A 1,370-nucleotide genomic window follows, 5' to 3' on the forward strand; every position below is an offset into this window, starting at 1 on the left:
AAATGTGCTCGATCACATTTGATGCGGTAGTTCTGCACGTACGGATCTGTGCGGGGGGCGGTGGGTAACCACCGTCCCTACCGCGACCGCAGAGCCTGTGGCTCATTTTGATTTCATCACTCACGCGCCGGACTCGGATGCGTGGTGGAACACGGTCAAGAACGGCATCAAGCAGGCTGACGCGGATTTCAATGTCACGACCGACTACCGCAATCCGCCCAACGGCGATATTGTCGACATGGTCCGGTTGGTGGATCAGGCGGCAGCGCGTAACTATGACGGTGTCGTCACAACCATCGCAGACTTCGACCTGCTCAAGGGCTCGGTCTCACGGCTGAAATCGAAGAACATCCCGTTCATCACCGCCAATACCGGTACGGAAAAACAAAGCGCGGAGCTCGGTGCATTGCTGCACGTGGGGCAGCCCGAGTACCTGGCAGGCAAGGAAGCCGGACTGCGCGCCAAGGCCGACGGCATCAAGACGTTTGTCTGCGTGAACCACTACGCGACCAATCCACTATCGTTTGAGCGTTGCCGCGGATTCGCCGAGGCTATCGGTGCGGATACGAAGGCATCCGTGCTCGATGCAGGCACGGATCCTACCGACATCGAAGCGAAGGTCAGCGCCTTTCTGCGTACTCACCCGAACACTCAGGCCGTCCTGACGCTCGGGCCGACTTCCGCCGATCCCACCATTCGCGCGGTCACGAAGATGGGACTCGCCGGCAAGATCTGGTTCGCGACCTTTGACATCGATGCCGACGTTGCCAAGGCGATCAAGGATGGCACCATCAAGTTTTGCACTGATCAACAGCCCTACCTGCAAGGTTATATCCCCGTCGCCATGCTGGCGATCATGCACAAGAATCGCAATACGGACGTCGTACAGGCCCGCTCCGAGCTGGAGAAGGACCCCAAGTTCGCCAAGCGTCTGCAGGACTATGGGCTGAAACCGGTCTACGAGGCGCGCAACATCAGTTCCGGACCGGGTTTCATCACGCCGCAGAACATTGGGCAGGTATCGGCGCTCGCAGGCCAGTACCGGTAATCTCGAAGGGGAGCTTGTGGAGCCGGGGTTGCTCGCCGATCTCGATACGAAGCTGCGGTCGCTGCTGGTCGCCGAGGCGCAAGGAGTCAACGACGTGGAGCCTGATGTGCGAACGCCGGCCAGCACAGTATCCGAATAACAAACGCTCTAGCAGAGGGCAAGCACGATGAAAACAAAGGCAGCAATCGCATGGAAAGCCGGGGCACCGTTGACGATCGAGGAAGTCGACCTCGAAGGGCCGCGCGCCGGTGAAGTGCTGATCGAAGTGAAGGCGACTGGCATTTGCCACACCGACTACTACACGCTGTCGGGCGCGGACCCA

1 protein-coding gene and 1 pseudogene are annotated in these 1,370 nt (G+C 59.6%); both read left to right on the forward strand.

Features of this window, described 5'->3' with window-relative positions; translation table 11 throughout:
* The first annotated feature begins 46 nt into the window (after positions 1-46).
* A complete protein-coding gene (locus EOS_RS04665) occupies positions 47-1,048 on the forward strand; it encodes a sugar ABC transporter substrate-binding protein (protein WP_047845429.1) in 1,002 nt (333 codons plus the stop codon).
* Positions 1,049-1,214: 166 nt separating this feature from the next.
* A pseudogene (locus EOS_RS46100) lies at positions 1,215-1,370 on the forward strand (alcohol dehydrogenase catalytic domain-containing protein); the annotation flags it as partial.

The sequence above is a fragment of the Caballeronia mineralivorans PML1(12) genome (assembly GCF_001028175.1).
Classification (GTDB): domain Bacteria; phylum Pseudomonadota; class Gammaproteobacteria; order Burkholderiales; family Burkholderiaceae; genus Caballeronia; species Caballeronia mineralivorans.